Below are 4,869 nucleotides of genomic sequence, written 5' to 3'. Positions count from 1 at the left end.
AGGTCCTGCTCGTCCCCGGTGATGGTGACCGAGAAGGGCTCGGACGCGCGCCAGGGGCTGGCCACGCCGATGTTCTCCACCGTGTACTCACCAGCCGGCAGGCCCATCACCGAGAAGGCACCGTTCGCCTCGTCCGAGTCGGACAGGTTGGCGATGTCAGTGTTCCGCGCGTCGTTGTCCGCGACGACGAAGACGTTGTCCTCGGCGTCGGTGAACTGCCACGTGGTGTTGCTGATCGCGTAGTCGGACGAGTCGGCCACCGTGAAGGAGACCGGGCCGGGGATCTCGGCGAGGACCCAGCCACCCGCGAACCGGGAGGACGTCCCTGCGTCGATCGTTGTCGTGAGGGCCTCGGCCGCCTCGACGTCGTAACCCTCGGCCTCGATGATCTCGACCGTGTACTCACCCAGCTCGAGACCACCGGCACGCACCGTGCCGGCCGCCGGAGCAAGGTCAGCCTCGGACCCGTCGACAACGTCGACGCTCGTGCCGTCGGCGTGCGTGAACCGAACCGTCACGCCCTCGATCGGAGCGTCGTCCTCGTCGGTCACCCAGGCCGCGATGCGGCCGTTGCCCGGCAGGACCAACTCGCCGAGGTCCTGCTCGTCCCCGGTGATGGTGACCGAGAAGGGCTCGGACGCGCGCCAGGGGCTGGCCACGCCGATGTTCTCCACCGTGTACTCACCAGCCGGCAGGCCCATCACCGAGAAGGCACCGTTCGCCTCGTCCGAGTCGGACAGGTTGGCGATGTCAGTGTTCCGCGCGTCGTTGTCCGCGACGACGAAGACGTTGTCCTCGGCGTCGGTGAACTGCCACGTGGTGTTGCTGATCGCGTAGTCGGACGAGTCGGCCACCGTGAAGGAGACCGGGCCGGGGATCTCCGCGACGCGGAGGCCACCGGCGAAGCGGTGCGGAGCGCCCGCGGTCAGCGTGACCGTGAGCTCCTGGGACTCGTCGAAGGAGTAACCCTCCGGCGCCTCGACCATCGTCACCGTGTAGGTGCCCAGTTCGAGCTGACCGAACTCGACGTAACCGTCGCGGTCGTTGCCGTCACCCTCGCCACCGTCGACGACGTCGCGGCTCTCGCCGTCCGCGTCGGTGATCCGGAAGGTCGCACCCGCCACGTACTCGTCCGCCTCGTCCTGCAGGTAGACGGTCGTGGACGCGTTGCCCAGCATGACGAACGGCTCGAGCGACTGCTCGCCACCGTCGACCGTCACCGTGACCGGCTCCGGGGCGCGGTAGGCCGAGGAACCGTGACGCTCGTTCGTCACCGTGTACTCGCCGGCAGGCATGCCGTCGACGACGATCGAACCGAACGCGTTGTCCGAGTCACGCAACGTCGTGACCTCGCCACCGTTGCTGCGGTTGTTGTCCGCCACGTAGAACTGCGTGCCGTCCTCAGCGGTGAACAGCCAGGCCGTCGACCCGACCGTGTCACCCAGGGTGTTGAGCACCGAGATGCTCAGCGGACCCGGGATCTCGGCCAGGACCCAGCCGCCGGCCCAGACGGCCGCCGCACCGGAGTCGATCGTCGTCGTGAGAGCCTCGGCCGCCTCGACGTCGTAACCCTCGGCCTCGATGATCTCGACCGTGTAGTCACCCAGCTCGAGGTTGCCCGCACGCACCGTGCCGGCCGCCGGAGCAAGGTCAGCCTCGGACCCGTCGACAACGTCGACGCTCGTGCCGTCGGCGTGCGTGAACCGAACGGTCACGCCCTCGATCGGCGCGTCGTCCTCATCGGTCACCCATGCCGCGATGCGCCCGTTGCCCGGGAGGACGAACTCGCCCAGATCCTGCTCGTCCCCGGTGATCGTCACCGAGACCGGCTCCGCGGCACGCCACGGCGAGGCCACCGAGATGTTCTCGACCGTGTACTCGCCGGCCGGGATGCCGGAGACGGACACCTGACCGTTCGCGTCGTTCGCGTCGTCGAGGTCGGCCTGACGCGCGTTGTTGTCCGCCACCGTGAAGGTCTCGCCCTCGGCGTCGGTGAACTGCCACACCGTGTTGCTGATGGTGTAGTCGGACGAGTCGGCGACCGTGAACGTCACCGGGCCCGGGACGACCGGGATCTCGGTCAGGACCCAGCCGCCGGCGAACCGGGAGGAGGTACCGGAGTCGATCGTCGTCGTGAGGGCCTCGGCCGCCTCGACGTCGTAACCCTCGGCCTCGATGATCTCGACCGTGTAGTCACCCAGCTCGAGGTTGCCCGCACGCACCGTGCCGGCCGCCGGAGCCAGGTCCTGCTCGGACCCGTCGACAACCTCGACGGACTCACCCGAGGAGTGCGTGAACCGAACGGTCACACCCTCGATCGGCTCGTCCGCCTCGTCGGTCACCCATGCCGCGATGCGCCCGTTGCCGAGCATGACGAACGGCACGAGCGCCTGCTCGCCGCCGTCGACCGTCACCGTGGCCGCCGCCGGAGCGCGGTAGGCGGAGGAGCCCGCGCTCTCGTTGGTCACCGTGTACTCGCCGGCCGGGAGGCCGTCGACCACGATCGAGCCGAACGCGCTGTCCGTGTCCTCCAGCGTGGTGATCTCGCCACCGTTGCTGCGGTTGTTGTCCGCCAGGTAGAACTGCGTGCCGTCCTCAGCAGTGAACAGCCAGCCCGTGGAGCCGACCGTGTCGCCCTGCATGTTCTCGACGCTCACCGTGAGCGGGCCGGGAACGACGGGGGTCGCGGGGAGCACGAAGGCGCGGTAATCGACGAAGCTGAAGCCCGAGCGCGAGAACGTCCGCGAGCGGGCATCGTCGGCCGGGATCTCGTAGCCCTCGGGCGCCGCGACGATCTCGTACGTGCTGGCGCCGAGAGGCAGGCCCTCCACGCTGATGACACCCGGGAGCGAGTTGTGGTCGCCCTCGGCATTGTCGACAACATCGATCTGCGTGCCGTTGGCGGTCGTGAAGCGGACCGTTGCGCCCTCGACGTATGCACCGGCGGCGTCGTGCGTCCGGACCTGAGCGATGCCGTTGAGGTCGAGCACGATGTCCTCGAGCGACTGCTCGCCACCCTCGATGGTCGCCTCGAACGCCTCGGCGCGCTGCCAGGCGCGCAGCGAGCTCGTGTCGGTCACGGTGTAGTCGCCGGCGGGCAGACCCTCGACCGTGATCGCGCCCTGGGCCGGGTCGGTGTCCCCGAGGACGTTCTCACCGTCGGCGGTACCACCGTCGACGACGACGAACGCCGAGCCCTCGGCGTCGGTGAAGGTCCACTGCGTGCCGTTGACAGCCGCACCGTCCGTGCCGTTGATCGCGAAGCTGACGATCGGGTCCTCGACGACGGGGGCGTCGGTCCCCGGGCTCGGGGCGGCCATCGTGAAGTCGGCAGCGTTGTCGTCGGTGTCGACGAAGTCCGTGCGGTGCCACGACCGGGGGTCGGTCGAACCGCCCTGGCTCGCCGCGGCAGCGGTGCCCTCGTACGCGTTGACGGAGCCGGTGCCGACGAGGTCGATGATCTGCTCGTGCTGCGTCGTGTCGATCGACCCGGTCGGGAGCGCGATCGTGTCCTGCGTGTCGACGAGCGCGATGACGCCGAGGTTGTAGCTCGCCGTGGTGTTCTCGGCGTACTCGTCGGCCGAGGGGATGAGGTCCTCGCCGTGCGCGTCGACACCGCCACGCATGGCTACGACGTAGTACTCGCCGGGCTGGATGGTGCCGGAGAGGTCGTGCGTGCCGTGCGACAGCCCGCTGCCGCGTCCGCGGTACTGCAGCGACATCTCGCTGAGGTCGACGGGGGCGTCGGTCGGGTTGTAGAGCTCGACGAAGTCCTGCTGGAACGGCTGGCCGGTGGAGCCGCCGCGCGTGTAGTACTCGTTGATGATGACGTCGGTGCCGTCGGGGGCTGCCGCCGCGGGTGCCGCGACGACGGGGACGGCCAGAGGGGTGAGGACCATCGCAGCCACTGCGCCGAGTCCCACCCCCCGCCGTCCGTTGAGTGGGCGTTGAGACACGTTGAACTGCTCCTTGACCAGGGGGGAGGGAATCGACGAGCGCAGGACTCGCCTCAGCCATCCTCACATCGTCCGGAAACGAAACGCCCGGTCAACGCCATCTTGTCGTCAACTATGTTCCGGTCGTTCACCTGCCGTCCACCCGACGGTCCCGGCCAGGCAGCAGCGGGCCATGCATGGCCTTCTGGCCTGGTCAGGAGGGTTGCTCGATACGGACCCGCCATGCATGAGCGGTGCGCGAACCACCAGGCCGAGCTCGGCCGGCAGACAGCACGACAGCGCCCGCCTGCCATGGATCCGGCAGACGGACGCTGTCTCGTGCTACGTGGTCTGGCTCACCTGTCAGCCAGACACCCGCTCACCCGTCGATCATGTCAGCGGCGGATACCCAGGGTGTCGGAGCCGTCGCCGTTCCAGTCGCCGACGAAGACCTCGTCGCCCGAGCGGCCGTAGTGGACCTCGCGGTCCGCCCAACCACCGGTGAGGGTGTTCGACATCAGGTACAGGTTCCCGCGACGCGAGGCGAACGTGTCGCTCCCGTCCCCGTCCCAGTCACCCACGAGCACCTGGTCGTTGCCGCGCCCGTAGGTGAACTCCGCGTCCGCCCAGCCACTGGCCAGGCTGTTGGACACGAAGTACCGGGCCCCACGACGCACCGCGAACGTGTCCGTCCCGTTGCCGTCGTAGTCACCGACGAGGACCTGGTCGCCAGCGCGGCCGTAGTCCAGCTCGGTCTCCGCGTCCCCACCGGTGTGGCGGTTGGTGAGGAAGTAGCTGTTCCCGCGTCGGACGGCGAAGGAGTCCACGCCGTCGCCGTCCCAGTCACCCACGAGCACGGTGTCCCCGGAGCGGCCGAAGGTCAGCTCGATGTCCGCGTTGCCCCCGTAGAGGGAGTTGGACAGGAAGTAGGCGT

Annotated in this window: 1 protein-coding gene and 1 pseudogene; both read right to left on the bottom strand. The window is 68.9% G+C overall.

Features of this window, described 5'->3' with window-relative positions:
• The coding region (locus ACZLMO_RS16650; protein ID WP_463654376.1) for a SpaA isopeptide-forming pilin-related protein at positions 1 to 3,899 on the bottom strand (3,899 nt) is incomplete at its 3' end.
• Positions 3,900 to 4,330: 431 nt separating this feature from the next.
• Positions 4,331 to 4,869, bottom strand: a pseudogene (locus tag ACZLMO_RS16645) (alkaline phosphatase); the annotation flags it as partial.

This window comes from Georgenia sp. G2120, from assembly GCF_055326485.1.
The sequence above is the reverse complement of the archived record's forward strand: the minus strand, read 5'-3'. Positions and strand labels throughout refer to the sequence as shown.